3 protein-coding genes are annotated in these 21,647 nt (G+C 72.8%); all 3 read left to right on the forward strand.

From position 1 onward, the window contains the following. The first annotated feature begins 11 nt into the window (after positions 1–11). The 3 genes from OG917_RS17480 to OG917_RS17490 are packed head-to-tail and all read left to right on the forward strand — an operon-like array spanning position 12 to position 21,567. Positions 12–8,225, forward strand: a complete 8,214-nt coding sequence (locus OG917_RS17480; protein WP_328318524.1) for a non-ribosomal peptide synthetase — start codon at positions 12–14, stop codon at positions 8,223–8,225. Beyond that, positions 8,222–15,946 carry a non-ribosomal peptide synthetase gene (locus tag OG917_RS17485; RefSeq protein ID WP_328318525.1) on the forward strand — a complete coding sequence of 2,575 codons (7,725 nt, stop codon included), beginning with the start codon at positions 8,222–8,224 and terminating at the stop codon, positions 15,944–15,946. Before OG917_RS17480 ends, OG917_RS17485 begins: the two co-directional genes overlap by 4 nt. Then, on the forward strand, positions 15,943–21,567 hold the full coding sequence (locus tag OG917_RS17490; RefSeq protein WP_328318526.1) for a non-ribosomal peptide synthetase: 5,625 nt from the start codon (positions 15,943–15,945) through the stop codon (positions 21,565–21,567). Before OG917_RS17485 ends, OG917_RS17490 begins: the two co-directional genes overlap by 4 nt. Positions 21,568–21,647: the final 80 nt, after the last annotated feature.

Raw genomic sequence — 21,647 nt, forward strand, 5'->3', positions numbered from 1 at the left:
GAGTCGTATCCATGGCAGGAGTCGCGATACGGGGCCGGGGAACCGGGCTGTCGCAGGACCCGGCACCGGTCGGCGGACGGCTGGCCGCCCGGCTCGCCGGTCATGCCGCGAGCACACCGGACCGCATCGCGGTGTCCGGCTGCGGACAGCACTGGAGCTACCGGGAGTTCGACGCGGCGAGCGGTGCGCTGGCGGCGCGGCTGCGGGCCCTGGGGATCGGTGCGGGCGACACCGTGGCTGTGTACGCCCGCCGCACCCCCGCACTCGCTCTCGCGCTCGTCGCGGTCGCCAGGTCGGGTGCCGCGTTCACCGTCCTCGACGCGGCGCACCCGGAGGAGCGGCTGCGCCAGTACGCGGCGCGGACCGCGCCCGCCGCGTGGCTGACCTGCGGTGCGGGCGGCCCGTCCGCCGCACTCACCGGTCCGGCGCCGGTCCTGCCGGTACCGGAAGGGCCCGGCGCCGCGGACGCCACCGGCCTCGCGTCCCTCGCAGGGGCGGGACCCCACCCCGCCGACCGCAGGGCGTACACCGGTTTCACCTCCGGCACCACCGGCGAGCCCCGCGCCGTCGAGGGCGGCTGGGAGGCCGTGGAACACTTCCTCGACTGGTACACCGACACCTTCGCGCTCGGTGGCGAAGACCGGGTGGCCGTGCTCTCCGGGCTCGGCCACGACCCCTTGCTGCGCGATGTGTTCGTGCCGCTGTGGGCGGGCGGCTCGGCCGTCTTCCCCAAGACGGCCACCGGTGAGGCCGCAGCGGTGGCCCGGTGGCTCGCCGACGAGGCGGTCACCGTCGTCCACCTCTCCCCCGGTCTGGGCGACGCGCTGTCCGATGCGGCCGGCGGTGGCACCCCGGAGGGTGCCTGGCCCGCGCTGCGGCTGGTGGGCTTCGGCGGCGAGGCGCTCGGCTGGCACACCGTCGACGCCTGGGCCGCCCACGCCCCGCGGGCCCGGCTGCTCAACCTGTACGGCACCACCGAGACCCCGCAGGCCGTCTCGGTCGCGGTGGCGCACGAGCCCGGCGCGCCCGCCGCAGAGCGGTCCGGGCCGCGGGTCCCCCTCGGGCCCGGCATCGAGGGCGTCGACCTGCTGGTGCGGTACGACGACGGCACCCTCGTCCCGGCGGCGCTCGCCGGGTCCCCGGGCGAACTGGTCGTCCGCACCCGCCACCTGGCCCGGTACGCGGACGCCGCCCGGCCGGGGAACCGGGCCGGCGGCTTCGGCGGACCCGGCGCAGGCGAGTACCGCACCGGGGACCGGGTCCGGCCGCTGCCCGGCGGCGCCCTGGTGCCCGACGGACGGCTGGACGACCAGCTCACCGTGCGCGGCTTCCGGCTGGAGCCCGCCGAGAGCGAGTCCGCGCTGCTGCTGGCCCCAGGCGTCGCCCGCGCCGCGGTCGCCGTCCACGGCGGTTCACTGACCGGTTACGTGGTGGCCGCTGCGGGCCGTACGGACGTCCTGGAGCCCGACGCCGTAAGAGAGTTCGTGGCCGCGCGGCTCGCCGGGTACGCCGTGCCGGACCGTGTCGTGGTCCTGGACGCGCTGCCGCTGACCGACCGCGGCAAGACCGACCGGGCCGCGCTCCCGGCGCCCGCCCCCGGCACCGGTGGCCCCGCCGCCGCCCGCGCCCCCCGCGGGGTCCGCGAGGAGCTGATGTGCGGCCTGTTCGCCGAGGTGCTCGGCGTCCCGCGGGCCCACCCCGACGACGACTTCTTCGCGCTGGGCGGCCACTCCCTCAAGGCCAACAGGCTGGTCAACCGGGTCCGCCGGATCTTCGGCGTCACCCTCCCCGCGAACGCGGTCTTCGACGCCCCCACGCCCGCCGCGCTCGCCGCCCGTCTGGACGGCGCGGCCACCGGCCGCCCGGCGCTCACCCGCACCGGCCGCCCCGCCCGGCTGCCCCTGTCGGCCGCCCAGCGGCGCCTGTGGTTCCTGCAGCAGCTGGACGCCGACGACACCTCGTACAACATCGCGCTCACGCTGCGGCTGACCGGGCCGCTCGACCGGGAGGCGCTCCGGGAGGCACTCGGCGATGTCACCGACCGGCACGAAGTGCTGCGCACCGTCTACCGGCAGGACGGCGGTGAGCCGTTCCAGGAGATACGGGAGGAGGCCAGGCCCGCCCTCCCGGTGACCGCGGCCACCCGCCCCGGAGTGGCGGACCTGCTCTCCGCCGCGGCCCGCCGCCGCTTCGACCTGGCAGCCGAACCCCCGCTGCGCGCCGAGCTGTTCGCCCTGGACGACGGGGCCCATGTCCTCCTCCTGGTCCTGCACCACATCGCGACCGACGGCGGTTCGCTCGTCCCTCTGGGCCACGACCTGTCGCGCGCCTACGCCGCCCGGGCCGGGGGCGCGGCGCCGGACTGGGAGCCGCTGCCCGTCCAGTACGCCGACTACACGCTGTGGCAGCACGGCGCCGACGGTTCCGAGGCCCAGCTCGGCTACTGGGCGGAGCGGCTGGCCGGCCTGCCGGACGTGCTGGAACTGCCCACCGACCGGCCCAGGCCCGCCGTCGCGAGCAACCGGGGCGGACGCGTCGGCTTCACCCTGGACGCCGCCCTCCACCAGGGGCTCGGCGCGCTGGCCCGGCGGACCGGATCGACCCTGTTCATGACGGTGCAGGCCGGGATGGCCGCGCTGTTCACCCGGCTCGGCGCCGGTACGGACATCCCCTTCGGTACGGCGACGACGGGACGGTCCGACGAGGCACTCGACCCGCTCATCGGCTGCTTCGCGAACACCCTGTGCCTGCGGACCGACACCTCGGGCGCCCCGTCCTTCCGTGAGCTGCTCGGCCGGGTGCGCGCCGCCGACCTCGCGGACTTCGCCCACCAGGACCTGCCGCTCGACCGGCTCGTCGAGCACCTCAACCCGGGACGTTCGCTCGCCTACCACCCGCTGTTCCAGACGATGCTCACCTTCCAGGGCGGGGAGCGGGCCGAGTTCGCCCTGCCAGGACTGGACGCCGAGCTGGGGACGGTGGACCGCCGCGCGGCCAAGACCGACCTGTCGTTCCTCTTCCAGGAGACGGCGGACGGGGAGCTGGCGGGCACCCTGGAGTACGCAACCGACCTGTTCGAAGCGGAGGGTGCGCGAGCGCTGGCGGCGATGCTGGTACGGCTGCTGGAGTCGGCCGTCGCCGATCCGGCCCGGTCCATCGCCGAGCTGGACATCCTCGCCGCGGACGACCGGGAGCGGCTGCTCCACGCGTGGAACGACACCGGCCACCCGGTGCCCGATGCCACGCTGCCCGCCCTGTTCGAGGCGCAGGTACGCCGCACCCCGGACGCGATCGCCGTCGAGCACGACGGCAGCACGCTCACGTACGGGCAGCTCAACGCCCGTGCCAACCGGATCGCGCGCCGGCTGGTCGCGCTGGGCGTCGGTCCCGAGCGCTACGCGGCCGTCGCGCTTGACCGGTCGGCCGATCTGGTCGCCGTGCTGCTGGCGGTGGGCAAGGCGGGCGGCGCCTATCTGCCGCTGGACCTGTCGTACCCGGCCGAACGCATCGCGTTCATGCTGGAGGACGTCACTCCGGTCATCGTCGTCACGACGGCCGCACTGAGCGGCCGGCTGCCGGACTCCGTACCGCACCTGGAGCTCGACGCACCGGAGACGGCCGGAGCCCTCACCGGATCCGGCGGCTGCGCGGATACGGATCTCACGGACGCCGATCGCCTCGCACCCCTGCTGACGGCCCACCCCGTCTTCTCCATCTTCACCTCAGGCTCCACCGGCCGCCCCAAGGGAGTGGTGGTCGAGCACCGGTCCCTCAACCTCTACCTGGCCTGGACCCGGCAGGCGTACGACCAGGTCGCCGGCCGCGCCCTGGTGCACTCGCCGGTCTCCTTCGACCTCACCGTCACCGGCCTGTTCGCCCCGCTCACCTCGGGCGGCAGCATCCAGCTGGTGGAGCTGGACGGCACCGCCCCGGCGGGCGCCGTCACCCGGCAGCCGTCCTTCGTGAAGGCCACCCCCAGCCATCTGCCGCTGCTGACCGGACTGCCCGACACCTTCTCGCCCAGCGGCCAACTGGTCCTGGGCGGCGAATCGCTGATGGGGGAGGTGCTCCAGGAGTGGCGCGACAGGCACCCGGGCGCCACCGTCATCAACGAGTACGGCCCGACCGAGACGACGGTGGGCTGCACCGAGTACCGCATCGCGCCAGGTGAGACGGTGCCCACCGGGGTCATCACCATCGGCACGCCCATCTGGAACACCCGGATGTACGTCCTCGACGCGCGGCTCCGGCCGGCGCCGCCCGGTGTCCCCGGCGAGCTGTACATCGCGGGCGGCCTGGTCACCCGCGGCTACGCGGCCCGCCCGGCCCTGACCGCAGGGCGATTCGTGGCCGACCCGTTCGGGCCGCCCGGCGCCCGGATGTACCGCTCGGGCGACCTGGCCCGCTGGAACCGCGCCGGCCGCCTGGAGTTCATCAGCCGGGTCGACCACCAGGTGAAGGTGCGCGGCTTCCGTATCGAGCCCGGCGAGATCGAGTCGGTGCTCGGCTCCCACCCCGGCGTCCTCCAGGCGGCCGTCATCGTCCGCGAGGACCGGCCGGGCGACAAGCGGATCGTCGCCTACGCGGTACCGGCCCCCGCTGACCCGGCGACCGGTACGGAGGGACCGTCCGGCACCGGCCCGGTGACCGCCGACGAGCTGAAGGCCCATGCCGCGGGGCGGCTGCCCGATTACATGGTCCCCGCCGCAGTGGTGCTGCTCGACCGGCTCCCGCTGACCGCCAACCGCAAGCTGGACCGCGCTGCCCTGCCCCTGCCCGAGGTCCGGGCCGCGGCGGGCGGACGGGCCCCGCGTACAGCGGCCGAGGAGATCCTCTGCGGACTCTTCGCCGAGGTGCTGGGCATCGAGGAGGCGGGCCCCGACGACAACTTCTTCGACCTCGGCGGACACTCGCTCCTCGCGACCCGGCTGATCGGGCGGATGCGCCCGGTGTTCGGCGCCGACCTTTCGATACGTGTCCTGTTCGAGGCGCCCACGGTCCGCGAACTGGCCGCCAGGCTCGGCACCGCGGGCGCTGCCGCCTCCCGGCCGGGACCACGCCCGCGCCCGGAGCGGACACCGCTCTCGCACGCCCAGCGCGGCCTGTGGTTCCTGAGCCGTCTGCACACCGACGCCACCACCTACAACGTGCCGCTCGCCGTGCGGCTCAGCGGCCCGCTCGACGTCCCCGCCCTGGAGGCCGCGTTCGCCGACCTCAGCGCCCGCCACGAGACGCTGCGCACGGTGTACCCGGAGTTCCGGGGCGAGCCGTACCAGCGGGTGCTTCCGGCGGCGGACGGTGTCCCCGGGCTCGCTGTCCTGGACGTCACCGACGCGGAGCTGCCGGGTGCGCTCACCGACGCCGCCCGGCACGTCTTCGCGCTGGACACCGCGCTCCCGGTGCGGGTCACCCTGCTCCGCACCGGACCCCGCAGCCATGTCCTGGTGGTGCTGATCCACCACATCGCGGCGGACGGCTCGTCCACCGGGCCCCTGCTGCGCGACCTGTCCGCCGCCTACGCCGCCCGCACCCAGGGCCGGACCCCCGGCTGGGAGCCGCTGCCGCTGGCGTACGCGGACTACGCGCTGTGGCAGCGTGAACAGCTCGGCTCCGCCGACGACCCGGACAGCCCGCTCGCCCGCCAGGGCGCGTACTGGGCGGAGCGGCTCGCCGGAAGCCCCGAGCTGCTCGAACTCCCGCTGGACAGGCCCCGTCCCGCCGTCGCCTCGCACCGCGGCGGACGTGTCCCTTTCCGGCTCGGCCCGGAAACCCGGGGCGCGCTCGCCGAGCTCGCCCGGTCCACCGGGACCACCGTCTTCATGGCGCTGCACGCCGCCGTCGCGGCGCTCCTCACCCGGCTGGGGGCGGGCACCGACATCCCCGTGGGGACGGCGGTCGCGGGCCGCTCCGACGAGGAACTGGAGGGACTGGTCGGGTTCTTCGTGAACACGCTGGTGCTGCGGACGGACACCTCGGGCGACCCGACGTTCCGTGAACTCCTCGCCCGGGTACGGGAGACGGACCTGGCCGCCCACAGCCACCAGGACGTTCCGTTCGACCGGGTCGTGGAGATCGTCAACCCGGTCAGGTCGCTCGCCCACCACCCGCTGTTCCAGGTAATGCTCGTCGGCCAGGACACGGCGGCGGACGCCGCCGGCTTCCCCGGACTCTCCGCCCGGGTGGAGGACTTGAGCGCCGGAGCCGCCAAGTTCGACCTCACCGTCAGCGTCGAGGAACACCCCGACTCGATCACCGGCACACTCGGGTACGCGGCCGACCTCTTCGACCCCGGCACCGCCCGGACCCTCGCCGGCCGGCTGGTACGGATCATCGAGGCCGCCGTCGCCGACCCCGCACGGCCCATCGGGGACCTGCCCCTGCTGCCGGACGCCGAGCGCGAGCTGATCCTGCGCGACTGGAACGCCACGCGGGCCCCGGTGCCCGCGGGCTCACTGCCGGCCCGCTTCGAGGAGCAGGCCGCCCGCACCCCCGGCGAGGTCGCCCTGCGCTGCGGCGCCGAGGTCCTGACGTACGGCGGGCTCAACCAGCGGGCCAACCGGCTCGCTCACCGGCTCATCGCCGACGGGGCCGGGCCCGAGAGCCGGGTGGTGCTCCACCTGGAGCCGTCCTTCGACGCGGTCGTCGCCATCCTCGCCGTCCTCAAGGCGGGGGCGGTGTACGTACCGCTCGACACCCGCTACCCGGCGGACCGGATCCGGGTGATCCTGGAGCAGTCCCGCGCCCAGCGCGTCATCACCGACCGGCCCGGACTCGCCGCGGTCGGCTTCCCGCAGGACATGACGGTCCTCCGGGTCGCGGACGGGGCCGGCCTGCCGGACACCGATCCGCAGCTCCCCGTCCACCCCGACCGGCTGGCGTACACGATGTTCACCTCCGGTTCGACCGGGGTGCCCAAGGGGGTGGCCGTCAGCCACCGGGCCGTCGTCGCGCTCGCCGCCGATCCCGCCTTCGCGGGTGCGCCGCACCGAAGGGTGCTGCTGCACTCACCGCTCGCCTTCGACGCGTCGACCTACGAGCTGTGGGTGCCGCTGCTCTCCGGCGGTGAGGTCGTCATCGCCCCTCCGGGCGAGGCCGATGCGGCGGTCCTGCGGGACGTGCTGAGGGCAGGCCGTGTCACGGCCGCGTTCTTCACCACCGCGCTGTTCAACCTGCTCACCGAGGGGGACGACAGCCCGCAGGCGGGACTGCGCGAGATATGGACGGGCGGCGAGGCGTGCTCGCCGGCCGCGATGCGCCGGGCGGCCGAGCGGTTCCCGGAGACCGTCATCACCCATGTGTACGGGCCCACCGAGGCGACCACCTTCGCCACCGCCCACCGGATCCGTACCCCGTACGACTACCAGGGCGCCCCGCCCATCGGGGCCCCGCTGGCGAACACCACCGCCTATGTCCTGGACGGCCGGCTCCGGCCGGTGCCCGTCGGGGTCACCGGCGAGCTGTACCTCGGGGGCGCGGGTCTGGCGCGCGGCTATCTGGGCCGCCCCGGCCTCACGGCGGGCCGGTTCGTCGCGGATCCCTACGGTCCCGCCGGGGCCCGGATCTACCGGACGGGCGACCTCGTGCGCTGGAACAGCGACGGCCACATCGAGTTCGTGGGCCGCGCCGACCACCAGGTCAAGGTGCGGGGCTTCCGTATCGAACTCGGGGAGATCGAGGCCGTGCTGGCCGCCGAGCCCACCGTGGCGCAGGTGGTGGTGACGGTCCGCGAGGACCGTCCGGGCGACCGGCGGATCGTCGCCCACGTGGTGCCCGCCGACGGCGGATTCGATGCGGCGGCGGCGCGTGCCGCCGCGGCCCGGACCCTGCCGGCCTTCATGGTCCCCTCGGCGTTCGTCCCGCTGGACGCCCTGCCGCTGACCCCGAACGGGAAGCTCGACCACAAGGCGCTTCCCGCACCGGACACGACCAACCGCCCGGCGGGCCGTGCTCCCGCCACCGAGCGCGAAAAGCTCCTCTGCGGGCTGTTCGCCGAGGTGCTCGGCCTGGAAGCGGTCGGTGTCGACGACAACTTCTTCGAGCTGGGCGGCCACTCCCTGCTCGCGTCCCGGCTGATCAGCCGGACCAGGACGGCGCTCGGCGCCGAACTGCCCATCCGCACCCTGTTCGAGAACCCGACGGTGGAGACCCTGGCCGGCCGCCTCGCGGTCGCCGACAGAGCCCGGCCCGCCCTGCGGCCGATGAGAAGGTCCGAGGAGACGTCATGATCCCGCTCTCTTACACCCAGCGCCGCCTGTGGTTCCTGCACCAGCTGGAGGGCCCCAGCGCGACGTACAACGTGCCGCTCGTGCTGCGCCTCGCCGGCCGGCTCGACGAGGCCGCCCTGGAAGCCGCCCTGGCGGACGTCATCGGCCGGCACGAGAGCCTGCGCACGGTGTTCCCCGAGACGGACGGTGTGCCCCGGCAGCGTGTCCTGTCCCCGGCGGACGGGGTGCCGGGCCTGGTGGTCACGGAGGTGACCGAGGCCGCACTGCCGGAGGCGCTGCGGGCTGCCGCCACGCACAGCTTCGTGCTCGGTGATGAGGTGCCGGTGCGGACGACGTTGTTCCGGGTGGGTGTGGAGCGGCATGTGTTGTTGGTGTTGATGCATCACATGGTGGCGGATGGGTGGTCGGCTGGTCCGTTGTTGCGGGATCTGTCGGTGGCGTATGGGGCGAGGCTTTCCGGTGGGGTTCCTGGGTGGGAGCCGTTGCCGGTGCAGTACGCGGATTATGCGTTGTGGCAGCAGGAGTTGCTGGGTGAGGTGGATGATCCTGGTTCGCTGATGTCGGCTCAGTCTGCTTATTGGGGTGAGCGTCTGGCGGGGATGCCGGAGCTGGTGGAGCTGCCGCTGGACCGGCCCCGCCCGGCCACCGCCACCCACCAGGGCCAGTCGGTCGAGGTGCGGATCGGTGCCGAGACCCACCGGAAGCTGGACGCACTGGCCCGCTCCACCGGGTCCACCCTCTTCATGGTGTTGCAGGCGGCTGTTGCCGTGTTGTTGTCGCGGCTGGGTGCGGGTAGTGACATTCCTTTGGGTACTGCGGTGGCGGGGCGTTCGGATGAGGCGTTGGAGGAGCTGGTCGGGTTCTTCGTGAACACGCTGGTGCTGCGGACGGACACTTCGGGTGACCCGACTTTCCGTGAACTCGTCGGCCGGGTGCGGGAATCGGATCTGGCTGCTTTCGCTCATCAGGATGTGCCGTTCGAGCAGGTCGTGGAGACGGTCAACCCGGTGAGGTCACTCGCCCACCACCCTCTCTTCCAGGTCATGCTCGTCCTGCAGAACAACGCGGCGGGCAAGCTCACACTCCCCGGGCTCACCACCGAGACCGAGGACCTGAGCGCGGGCACCGCCAAGTTCGATCTGACCTTCAGCCTCCACGAGCGCCACGCGCCCGACGGCACGCCCGACGGCATCGGCGGTGGTCTGACCTTTGCGACGGATGTGTTCGACCGGGGGACGGTCGAGGTGTTGGTGTCGCGTCTGGTGCGGTTGCTGGCGGGTGCGGTGGCTGATCCGGATGTGCGGGTGGGTGGGTTGGAGGTGCTGGCGCCGTGGGAGCGGGTGCGGGTGCTGGAGGAGTGGAACGATTCGGCGGCTGTGGTGCCGGGGGGTGCTTTCCCTGAGTTGTTCGAGGCTCGGGTGCGGGCGGTTCCGGATGCGGTGGCGGTGGAGTTCGGGGTGGTGTCGCTGTCGTATCGGGAGCTGAACGAGTGGGCGAACCGGTTGGCGCGGGTGCTGGTGGGCCGGGGTGTGGGGGCTGAGCGGTTGGTGGCTGTGGTGCTGCCGCGTTCGGTGGAGTGGCTGGTTGCGGTGCTTGCGGTGATGAAGGCGGGGGGTGCGTATCTGCCGGTTGATCCGGAGTATCCGGCGGAGCGGATCGCCTACATGCTCGGCGATGCTCGTCCGGTGCAGGTTCTGACCGATGCCCGGACGGTGTCGGTCCTCGACGGCCTGGACGGGATCCCCGAGCCGCTGATCCTCAACGAGCTCTCCCTCGACGCGACGCCCTCCGACGACCTGGAACTGGATCTCGATCCCGGCTCGCCGGCCTATGTGATCTACACGTCCGGTTCGACCGGCCGCCCCAAGGGCGTCGTCGTCACGCACGCCGGGATCGCGAGCCTGTCCCGCTCGCAGATCGATTCCTTCCAGGTGACCGAGCGGAGCCGCGTGCTCCAGTTCGCGTCCCCGAGCTTCGACGCTGCCTCGTGGGAGGTGTGTATGGCGTTGTTGTCGGGGGCGCGGTTGGTGATGGCGGGTGCGGAGGAGTTGTTGCCGGGTGAGGGTCTGGTGCGGACGGTTCGGCGTCATGGGGTGACGCATGCGACGTTGCCGCCTGCGGCGCTGGCGGTGTTGCCGGCGGGGGGTCTGCCTGCGGGGATGACGTTGGTGGTGGCGGGTGAGGCGTGTCCGCCGGTGGTGGTGGAGGAGTGGTCGCGGGGCCGGCGCATGATCAATGCGTATGGTCCGACGGAGACGACGGTGTGCGCGACGATGAGCGGTCCGTTGTCGGGTGCGGTGGTTCCGCCGATCGGTTCTCCGCTGGTGAATACCCGGGTGTTTGTGCTGGATGCGGGTCTTGAGCCGGTTCCGGTGGGTGTCGCGGGTGAGCTGTATGTGAGTGGTCCTGGTCTGGCGCGGGGTTATCTGGGGCGTCCTGGTCTGACGGCGGGTCGTTTCGTCGCGTGTCCGTTCGGTCCTGCCGGTGTCCGGATGTACCGGACGGGTGACCTGGTGCGGGGGCGGGCGGACGGTCAGCTGGAGTACCTGGGGCGGACGGATCACCAGGTGAAGGTGCGGGGTTTCCGTATCGAGCTCGGTGAGATCGAGGCGGTGCTGGTCTCGCATCCGGGTGTCCGGCAGGCTGCTGTGGTCGTCCGTGAGGACCGGCCGGGTGACCGGCGTCTGACCGCCTATACGGTCGGCGACGCGGATACGACGGTGCTGCGGGCTCATGTGACAGGGCGGCTGCCCGAGTACATGGTCCCCTCGGCGTTCGTCGCGCTGGACGCCCTGCCGCTGACCCCGAACGGGAAGCTCGACCACAAGGCACTTCCCGCACCGGACACCGCCAAGCAGGCCGGCGGGCGGGCTCCTGGCAGTGAGCGGGAGATCCTTCTCTGCGGGCTGTTCGCCGATGTCCTGGGCCTGGAATCCGTCGGTGTCGACGACAACTTCTTCGAGATCGGCGGGCATTCGCTGCTGGCCACCCGGCTGATCAGCGGCATCCGCAAGGCATTCGGGATGGAGCTGCCGATCCGGGCGCTCTTCGAGGCTCCGTCCGTCTCCGCCCTGGCCGGACGGCTCGCTGGTGCGGACCGGGCGCGTACGTCACCGGCCCGGCGCACCCGCCCCGAGGCCGTGCCGCTCTCCTTCGCGCAGCGTCGCCTCTGGGTGCTGTCGCAGGTCCAGGGCGCGGACGCGACGTACAACGTGCCGCTGGCGCTGCACCTCTCGGGCACGCTCGACGTGGCTGCGCTCGAAGCCGCACTGGCCGATGTGACCGGCCGGCACGAGAGTCTGCGCACAGTGTTTCCCGAGACGGACGGCGTGCCCCGGCAGCAGGTGCGGTCGCCCGGGGAAGGGGCTCCGGAGCTCACGGTCCGCGAGGTCCGGGAGGACGAGCTGGAGTCGGCGCTGCGGTCCGCCGCATCGGAGGTGCTGCTGCTCGGTGATGAGGTGCCGGTGCGGACGACGTTGTTCCGGGTGGGTGTGGAGCGGCATGTGTTGTTGGTGTTGATGCATCACATGGTGGCGGATGGGTGGTCGGCTGGTCCGTTGTTGCGGGATCTGTCGGTGGCGTATGGGGCGAGGCTTTCCGGTGGGGTTCCTGGGTGGGAGCCGTTGCCGGTGCAGTACGCGGATTATGCGTTGTGGCAGCAGGAGTTGCTGGGTGAGGTGGATGATCCTGGTTCGCTGATGTCGGCTCAGTCTGCTTATTGGGGTGAGCGTCTGGCGGGGATGCCGGAGCTGGTGGAGCTGCCGCTGGACCGGCCCCGCCCGGCCACCGCCACCCACCAGGGCGACGACGTCGATATCCGGATACCGGCCGACGCGCACCGCGCACTGACGACGCTCGCGCGGACGACGGGTGCCACCCCGTTCATGGTGTTGCAGGCGGCTGTTGCCGTGTTGTTGTCGCGGCTGGGTGCGGGTAGTGACATTCCTTTGGGTACTGCGGTGGCGGGGCGTTCGGATGAGGCGTTGGAGGAGCTGGTCGGGTTCTTCGTGAACACGCTGGTGCTGCGGACGGATACTTCGGGTGACCCGACTTTCCGTGAACTCGTGGGCCGGGTGCGGGAGTCGGATCTGGCTGCTTTCGCTCATCAGGATGTGCCGTTCGAGCAGGTCGTGGAGACGGTCAACCCGGTGAGGTCACTGGCCCACCACCCTCTCTTCCAGGTCATGCTCACCCTCCAGAACCAGGAGGCCGGGACGGTCGGACTGCCCGGTCTCGATGTGGTGGCGACCGGCCTGGACACCTCGGCTGCCAAGTTCGACCTCGCCTTCAGCCTGCGCGAACAGCACGACAGCGAAGGGCGCCCTGCCGGGATCGCGGGAAGCGCCGTCTTTGCGACGGATGTGTTCGACCGGGGGACGGTCGAGGTGTTGGTGTCGCGTCTGGTGCGGTTGCTGGCGGGTGCGGTGGCTGATCCGGATGTGCGGGTGGGTGGGTTGGAGGTGCTGGCGCCGTGGGAGCGGGTGCGGGTGCTGGAGGAGTGGAACGATTCGGCGGCTGTGGTGCCGGGGGGTGCTTTCCCTGAGTTGTTCGAGGCTCGGGTGCGGGCGGTTCCGGATGCGGTGGCGGTGGAGTTCGGGGTGGTGTCGCTGTCGTATCGGGAGCTGAACGAGTGGGCGAACCGGTTGGCGCGGGTGCTGGTGGGCCGGGGTGTGGGGGCTGAGCGGTTGGTGGCTGTGGTGCTGCCGCGTTCGGTGGAGTGGCTGGTTGCGGTGCTTGCGGTGATGAAGGCGGGGGGTGCGTATCTGCCGGTTGATCCGGAGTATCCGGCGGAGCGGATCGCTTACATGCTCGGTGACGCCTGCCCGGTGCAGGTTCTGACCGATGCCCGGACGGTGTCGGTCCTCGACGGCCTGGACGGGATCCCCGAGCCGCTGATCCTCAATGACCTGCCGCTGGATGAGATCCCCCGCGACGATCTGGGGCTCCTGCTGGATCCCCGTACGCCGGCCTATGTGATCTACACGTCCGGTTCGACCGGCCGCCCCAAGGGCGTCGTCGTCACGCACGCCGGAATCGCCGGTCTCGCCACCGGCCAGATCGAGGCGTTCGGCATCACCCCTGACAGCCGGGTGCTCCAGTTCGCCTCGCCGAGTTTCGACGCCGCCGCCTCCGAGGTGTGTATGGCGTTGTTGTCGGGGGCGCGGTTGGTGATGGCGGGTGCGGAGGAGTTGTTGCCGGGTGAGGGTCTGGTGCGGACGGTTCGGCGTCATGGGGTGACGCATGCGACGTTGCCGCCTGCGGCGCTGGCGGTGTTGCCGGCGGGGGGTCTGCCTGCGGGGATGACGTTGGTGGTGGCGGGTGAGGCGTGTCCGCCGGCGGTGGTGGAGGAGTGGTCGCGGGGCCGGCGCATGATCAATGCGTATGGTCCGACGGAGACGACGGTGTGCGCGACGATGAGCGGTCCGTTGTCGGGTGCGGTGGTTCCGCCGATCGGTTCTCCGCTGGTGAATACCCGGGTGTTTGTGCTGGATGCGGGTCTTGAACCGGTTCCGGTGGGTGTCGCGGGTGAGCTGTATGTGAGTGGTCCTGGTCTGGCGCGGGGTTATCTGGGGCGTCCTGGTCTGACGGCGGGTCGTTTCGTCGCGTGTCCGTTCGGTCCTGCCGGTGTCCGGATGTACCGGACGGGTGACCTGGTGCGGTGGCGGGCGGACGGTCAGCTGGAGTACCTGGGGCGGACGGACCACCAGGTGAAGGTGCGGGGATACCGCATCGAGCTCGGTGAGATCGAAGCCGGCCTCATGTCCCACCCCGCTGTCCGGCAGGCTGCGGTGGTCGTCCGTGAGGACCGTCCGGGTGACCGGCGTCTGACCGCCTATACGGTCGGCGACGCGGATGCGACGGTGCTGCGGGCTCATGTGACAGGGCGACTGCCCGAGTACATGGTCCCCTCGGCGTTCGTCGCGCTGGACGCCCTGCCGCTGACCCCGAACGGGAAGCTCGACCACAAGGCTCTTCCCGCACCGGACACCGCCAGGCGCACCACGGGCCGGATGCCCGCCAACGAGCGGGAGTCGGTCCTCTGCGGGCTGTTCACCGATGTCCTGGGCCTGGAAGCGGCCGGTGTCGACGACAACTTCTTCGAGATCGGCGGCGACAGCATCCTCGCCATCCAGCTGGTGAGCCGGGCCCGTAAGGCCGGGCTCCGGTTCAGTGCCCGCGAGGTCTTCCGGCACCAGTCGCCCGCCGCCCTCGCCCTGGTCGCCGAAGAGGTCGTCCAGGACACCGGGGCACGCACGGCCGCCGACGACGGGAGCGGAGAGGTCACGGCCACCCCGATCATGCACTGGCTGCGTGAACTCGGCGGCCCCTGGAAGGGGTTCAACCAGTCCATGGCGGTCCAGGTGCCCGCGGACGCCGACCCGGACCGGCTGACGGCCGCCCTGCGGTCCCTGCTCACCCGGCACGACGTGCTGCGGATGCGCGCGTCGCCGTCGGACACCGGCTGGCGGCTGACCGTGCCAGGACCCGCCGACACCGCCGTGGCCCTGCGCCGGGTGGAGCTCACCGGGGCGGCGCAGGAGACCGTGGACGCGGTCGTCGCGGCCGAGGGTGAGCAGGCCAGGCTGCGGCTCGACCCCGAGACCGGGGCGATGGTGGAATTCGTCTGGTTCGACCACGGGCCGGCCCGCCCTGGTGTGCTGTTGATCGTCGCCCACCACCTCGTGGTGGACGGTGTGTCCTGGCGCATCCTGCTCGCCGATCTGGCCGCCGTCTGGCCGGGCGGTGCGCCCGACCCCGTACCGACCTCGTTCCGCCGCTGGTCCATGCGGCTCACCGAGGCGGCGTCGGAGGACGCCCGCACCGCTGAACTCCCGGTGTGGCAGGACGTGCTGGACACCCCGGACCCGCTGCTCGGGGATTGTGCGCCGGACCCCGCGCGCGATGTGGCGGGCACGACGCGCTCCGTCACTGTGCGGCTGCCCGCCGAGGTGACGGGGCCGCTGCTGACCAGCCTCCCCGCGGCCTTCCACGCCGGAGTGAACGACGTGCTCCTGACAGGGCTCGCGCTCGCCGTCGTCGAGCACCGCCGTGCGCGTGGTGAGCAGGGGACCGCGGTCCTCATCGACCTGGAGGGGCACGGGCGGGAGGAGATCGTCCCCGGCGCCGAACTCTCGCGCACCGTCGGGTGGTTCACCTCGCTGTACCCGGCCAGGCTGGACCCCGGTGACGGTCCGGACGCCGGACCCGCCGTCTTCGGGCGGGCGCTGAAGCTGATCAAGGAACAGCTGCGGACCCTCCCCGACCACGGAATCGGCTATGGCCTGCTCCGTCACCTCGACCCGGCTACGGCCGGCGGCCTCGCCGGCCGCCCCGCACCCCAGATCGGCTTCAACTACCTGGGCCGCTTCACCTCGGGAGGACCGGCGGGCACCGCGGACTGGGCCACCGTGCCCGGCGTGCGCGGACCGCTGCCGCGCGACCCGGGGATGCCGGTCGGACACGCACTGGAGATCAACGCCATCACCCAGGACCTGCCCACGGGCCCCGAGCTGACCGCCACCTGGACCTGGCCGCAGGCCCTGTTCACCGAGGACGGCGTCCAGCGGCTCGCCGACGGGTGGGCGCGGATGCTGCGGGAGCTGGTCGCCCACGCCGATACGCCGGACGCGGGCGGCTACACCCCGTCGGATCTCTCCCTGGTCTCGCTGAGCCAGGACGAAATAGACGACCTCGAAGCAGAACTGAGGAGCATCGCATGAAGACTTCCGGCATAGAGGACATCCTGCCGCTCTCGCCGCTGCAGGAGGGACTGCTCTTCCACGCGCTGTCCGGCGACGACGACACCGACGTCTACAACACCCAGCTGGTCCTCACCGTCGAAGGACCGCTTGACGAGGAACGGATGCGGACCGCTGCCGCCGCGCTGCTGCGCCGGCACGCGAACCTGCGTACCGCCTTCCGCCAGCGCGCCAACGGACACCCCCTCCAGGTCGTGCACCGCGATGTGCCACTGCCGTGGACCCGCACCGACCTGTCGGCGCAGGCCGGGCCCGAGCGGCAGCAGGCCCTGGACGCGCTCCTCGACGCGGACCGTGCGCGCCGCTTCGACCTGGCAGCCGCCCCCGCGCTGCGGTTCACGCTCGTACGGCTCGGTGCGGAGCAGCACACGCTCGTACTGACCAACCACCACATCCTGATCGACGGCTGGTCGGCCCCTGTGCTCCAGCGCGAACTCTTCACCCTGTACGCGGACCACGGCGACCCTGCCGCACTCCCCCCGGTCACCCCCTACCGCACCTATCTGGCCTGGCTTGCAGAGCAGGACGGCGGGGCCGCCGACGCCGCGTGGAAGCGCGCGCTGGCGGGTCTGGCCGGGCCGACCCTGGTCGCGGCACCCGATCCCGAGCGGGCCCCGGTCCTGCCCGAGTACCGCTCCACCGAGCTGTCCGCCGGGCTGACCGCCGCGCTGACCGGTGCGGCCAGAGCCCGCGGGCTGACCGTCAACACCGTCCTGCAAGGGGTGTGGGGGCGGGTCCTCGGCGAGCTGACCGGGACGGCCGACACCGTCTTCGGCTCGGTGGTGTCGGGGCGCCCGCCGGAGCTGCCCGGCATCGAGACGATGGTCGGCCTCTTCATCAACACCGTTCCGGTGCGGGTACGGCTCGACGGGGAGCGGTCGTTCGCCGACAACCTGGCCAGGCTCCAGGACGAGCAGGCGCTGCTCCTGGACCACCAGCAGTCGCGCCTCGGCGACCTCCAGCGGCTCGTCGGCGCGGGCGACCTCTTCGACACCGCGCTGACCGTGGAGAACTACCCGGGCGGGGGGACTCGCCCGCCTTCGTACGGCGGGCTCAGGGTCGCCGCCGTCTCCGGCAAGGACGCCGCGCACTATCCGCTGCGGCTGATCGCCGGGCTGGCCGGGGACCGGCTGCTGCTGCGCCTTGAGCACCGGCCCGACCTGTACCGGCAGGACGCCGCCGATCTGCTGCTCGGCCATGTGACGGCGCTCCTCGAAGCGGTCGGGCAGGACCTGTCGGTCCGGGTGGACCGGCTGCCCGCGCTCTCCCCGGAACAGCGCGCGGCGCTGCCCGCGGCCCCGCAGGCCCGGCCGGACGAGCAACTCGGGAGGGCGGAGCGTACGTCCGCAGGGCCGGAGCCGCACTCCGCCGAACCGGCGCCGCGCGCCGCCGGGTCCGGGCCGCGCGAGGAGATCCTGAGCGGACTCTTCGCCGAGGTGCTGGGCCGGCAGTCGGTCGGCGTGGACGACAACTTCTTCGAACTCGGCGGCCATTCGCTGTCCGCGCTCAAGCTGCTGGGACGGGTACGCGCCGCCTTCGGCGTGCCGCTCCCCGTACGGACACTCTTCGAGTCGCCGACGGTGGCCGGGCTCGCCGCTGTGCTGGCATCGGCCGGCCGGGCGGACCAGCCGCAGCGCCCCGCGCTCGCCCCGGTCGACAGGCCGGAGCGGGTGCCGCTCTCCTTCGCCCAGCAGCGGCTCTGGTTCATGGACCGTCTGGAGGGGCCGGGCGCCACCTACAACATCCCCATGCCGCTGCGCCTGACCGGTGCGCTGGACATCGCCGCTCTCACCGCCGCGCTGGGTGATCTCACCGCGCGCCACGAGAGCCTGCGCACCGTCTTCCCCGAGGCCGGCGCCGTCCCGTACCAGCAGGTGCTCGATCCCGCGCTGGAGGTGACCCGGCCGGTGCCGGCCGTCGTCGGGGCCGACGAGGCGACGGTGGACCGGCTGCTGCTGGAGGCGGCCAGGGAGCCCTTCGACCTGGCCACCCAGATCCCGCTGCGCGCCACCGTGCTGCGGCTGTCCGAGCGGGAGCACATCCTGCTGATCGTGGTGCACCACATCGCGGGCGACGGGGGCTCTCTCGCACCGATGCTGCGTGATCTCGCCGAGGCGTACACGGCCCGGCTCGGCGGGCACGCACCCGACCGGGCCGCGCTCCCCGTCCAGTACGCCGACTACACGCTGTGGCAGCGGGCGCTCCTGGGCGAAGAGGACGACGCGTCGAGCCTGCTCTCCCGGCAGCTCGCGCACTGGCGGGAGGCGCTCGACGGGATACCCGCGCAGCTGGAGCTGCCCGTGGACCGGAGCCGGCCCGCGGTGGCCGACCACCGGGGCGCCACCGTCGGGTTCGCGCTGGACGCGGGGGCGCACACCCGGCTGACCGCGCTGGCCAGGGCCGCCGACTGCACGCTGTTCATGGTGGTGCAGGCCGGACTCGCGGCGCTGCTGAGCAGACTCGGAGCGGGCCACGACATCCCGCTCGGCACCGCGGTCGCCGGGCGCGGCGACCCGGCACTCGACGAGCTGGCCGGATTCTTCGTCAACACCCTGGTGCTGCGGACCGACACCTCGGGCGACCCGTCGTTCCGTGCGCTGCTCCAGCGCGTCAGGGACACGGACCTGGCCGCGTACTCGCACCAGGACGTGCCGTTCGAGCGGCTGGTCGAGGCGCTCAACCCGGTACGGTCCGCTGCCGCGCACCCGCTGTTCCAGGTGATGCTGGCCTTCCAGAACAGCGACCGGCCGCAGCTGCGGCTGCCCGGCATCGAGGTCGGGTTCGAGGGGCTCGGCGCCGGAGTCGCCAAGTTCGACCTGTCCTTCAGCATCGCCGAGACGCACACCGCGGAAGGCGCGCCCGCCGGGCTCAGGGGTGTGGTCGAGTACGCGACCGCGCTCTTCGACCCGGAGACAGCTTCGTCCATGGCCGAGCGCTTCGCCCGGCTGCTCGCCTCGGCCGCCGCCGACCCGGCCAGGCCGCTGAGCGGACTCGGCCTCCTCTCCGACGACGAGCAGCAGGGCCTGCGGGAACGATGGCAGGGCGCCGCCCCGCGGGAGCAGGCAGCCACCTTCCCCGCGATGTTCGCGCGGCAGGCCGCCCGCACCCCGCACGCCGAGGCCGTCAGGTACCGCGAGCAGCGGCTCGACTACCGCGAACTCGACGCCCGTGCCAACCGGTTGGCGCAGCACCTCGTCGCCGCAGGGGCAGGACCCGAGCGGTTCGTCGCCATCGCGCTGCCCCGCTCGGCGCAGCAGATCACCGCCGTACTCGCGGTGCTCAAGGCGGGCGCGGCCTATCTGCCGCTGGACCCCGACTACCCCGCTCAGCGGCTGGCCCTGATGCTCGCCGACGCCGGGCCCGTCTGTGTCCTCACGGACACGGCCACCGCGGACCGGCTGCCCGGGGCCGACGCCCCGCTGATCGTCCTCGACGACCCGGAAACGGCCGCGGCGGTGCGGGCCCGGAGCGCCGGCGCCCCGCGGGTGCCGCTGCTGCCCGACCACCCGGCGTACGTCATCTACACCTCAGGGTCCACCGGGACCCCCAAGGGTGTCGTCGTCCCGCACCGCGGTCTCGCCGGGCTCGTGGAGACGCACCGCGCCGAACACGGCGCGGGCGAGGGCAGCAGGGTGCTCCAGTTCATGTCGCCCAGCTTCGACGTCTCGGTGTCCGAGCTGTGCATGGCGCTGCTCACCGGCGCCACCCTGGTCGTGCCCGAGCGGCCGCCGGTCGGCGCCGAACTCGCCGCGTTCCTCGCGGACGAGGAGATCACCCACGCCCTGCTGCCCCCGGCCGTACTCGCCGGTGTGCCGGAGACCCCGCTGCCCCGGCTCCGTACGCTCATCACCGGCGGCGAGGCGTGCACACCGCAGCTCGTCGGGCGCTGGGCCCCGGGCCGGCGCATGATCAACGGCTACGGCCCCACCGAGGCGACCGTCGAGGCGACTCACGGGGTCAACGACCCGGCGCACACCACCGGTCCGCAGTCCATCGGCCGCCCCAAGCCGGGCGTCCGGGTCTATGTCCTGGACGCTTCGCTCCAGCAGGTGCCGCCGGGTGTGGCGGGGGAGATCTACCTGGCGGGCGAGGGAGTGGCGCGCGGCTATCTGCGCCGGCCGGGCCTGACCGCCGCCCGGTTCGTCGCCGACCCCTTCGGCGCCCCCGGCACCCGGATGTACCGCACGGGAGACCTCGGGAAGCGGCGCAGGGACGGCCGCCTCGACTTCGCGGGCCGCACCGACGACCAGGTCAAACTGCGCGGCTTCCGGATCGAGCCTGCCGAGATCGAGGCGGCCTTCGCACAGCGGCCCGAGGTCGCAGCGGTCGCCGTGACCGTACGCGAGGACCGGCCGGGCGACCGCAGGCTCGTCGCCTACGTGGTGCCCGCCCAGGACGGCGTGGACCTGGGCGAACTGCGGGCATCGCTGGCCGGGGAGCTCCCGGATCACATGGTGCCTTCCGCGGTCGTGGCCCTGGAGGAGCTGCCCCTGACCCCGAACGGGAAACTCGACCAGCGCGCCCTGCCCGCCCCCGCCGACGGTGGGGCCACCGCGCACAGGCCGCCCCGCTCCGCCCGCGAGGCGGCGCTGTGCGGGCTCTTCGCCGAGGTGCTGGGCGTCGAACGGGTCGGCGTCGACGACAACTTCTTCGAGCGGGGCGGGCATTCGCTGCTGGCCTCCCGGCTCGCCGGGCTCGTCAGCCAGGTGCTCGGCACCACGATGACCGTCCGCACGGTCTTCGAGGCGCCCACCCCCGCCACCCTGCTGCGCAGGCTCGACGGTGGCGGATCGTCCGGCGGCTTCGACGTGCTGCTGCCGCTGCGCACCACCGGCGCCAAGGAGCCGCTGTTCTGCGTGCACCCCGTGGGCGGTCTCAGCTGGTGCTACTCGGCGCTGCTGCGCACCCTCGACCCCGAACGCCCCGTCTACGGCCTCCAGTCGCGCGGCGTCGACGGCACCGAGCCGCCGGCCGCATCGCTCGAAGCGATGCTCGCCGACTACGCCGCCCACATCCGCAGCGTCCAGCCCACCGGCCCGTACCACCTGCTCGGCTGGTCGCTCGGCGGCTCGCTCGCCCAGGCCCTCGCCGCCGAACTCCAGCAGCAGGGCGACGAGGTGGCGTCGCTGGTGCTGCTCGACTCGTACCCGGTGGAGGAGGAGCGCCGGGTCGAGACGAAGGAGGAGCAGATCATGACCGACATGGTGCAGGCGTACGCCCGGCTGCACGGCGACGACGCCCCGCAGGCCCTGGACCGTGCCGGGACCCGCGAGCGCATCGTGGCGTACATGGGGCGCGGCGAGAGCGAATCCCGGTATCTGAGCGATGAGCAGCGCGGGGCGGTCCTCGATGTGCTCGTCGGCAATGTGCGGCTGGTGTCGCCGGTGGAACCCGCCCCGTTCAAGGGCCGGGTGCTGCTGGTCGCGGCTACCGAGAACGTCCGGGAATGGGCCAGGCCGCAGGACTGGCAGCCCTATCTCGCGGGGGCCTTCGAACGGTACGAACTGGCCACCACGCACGAGGCGATGCTGACCCCCGGGCCCGCCGCGGAAATCGGCCGGATCCTTTCCCGGCAGCTGTAACGGAAATACGCTGACCAACAGCGGAAACAGGCGGTGCGGGCGGTCCTTTCGGGGGCCGCCCGCACCGCGTTCCGCTGTCT

Origin of the sequence: Streptomyces sp. NBC_00388, from assembly GCF_036061255.1 — a bacterium.
Lineage (GTDB): Bacteria > Actinomycetota > Actinomycetes > Streptomycetales > Streptomycetaceae > Streptomyces.